The 244-nt window shown below is 48.4% G+C and carries 1 pseudogene; it reads right to left on the bottom strand.

Annotated features, from left to right (window positions below):
• Positions 1 to 3: 3 nt before the first annotated feature.
• Positions 4 to 244: pseudogene (locus CF394_RS00220) on the bottom strand (leucine dehydrogenase); the annotation flags it as partial.

The raw sequence follows: 244 nt of genomic DNA, 5'->3' as shown, positions 1-244 counted from the left end.
TTCTTAACGTCTGCTTAATACACTGTGACCGTTTTGCAAAAACTGGCTTCTTGAGCGGCGCATGCGTTCAATCCGTTCCTCTGCCAAGCGGTCAGCCGCTAAATACGTCGGAATGCCGTCACGCTGAGAAATTTCAAGTACACGCTCAATATTGCCGTAAATGCCTTCAACTTTCTTCAATGCGCGTTCTGCATTATAGCCGTAAAGCTCATCTGCCACGTTGATGACGCCGCCAGCGTTAATG

The organism is Tetzosporium hominis (genome assembly GCF_002265435.1).
GTDB classification, from domain to species: domain Bacteria; phylum Bacillota; class Bacilli; order Bacillales_A; family Planococcaceae; genus Chryseomicrobium; species Chryseomicrobium hominis.
This window is presented reverse-complemented; position numbering and strand designations above follow the sequence as displayed.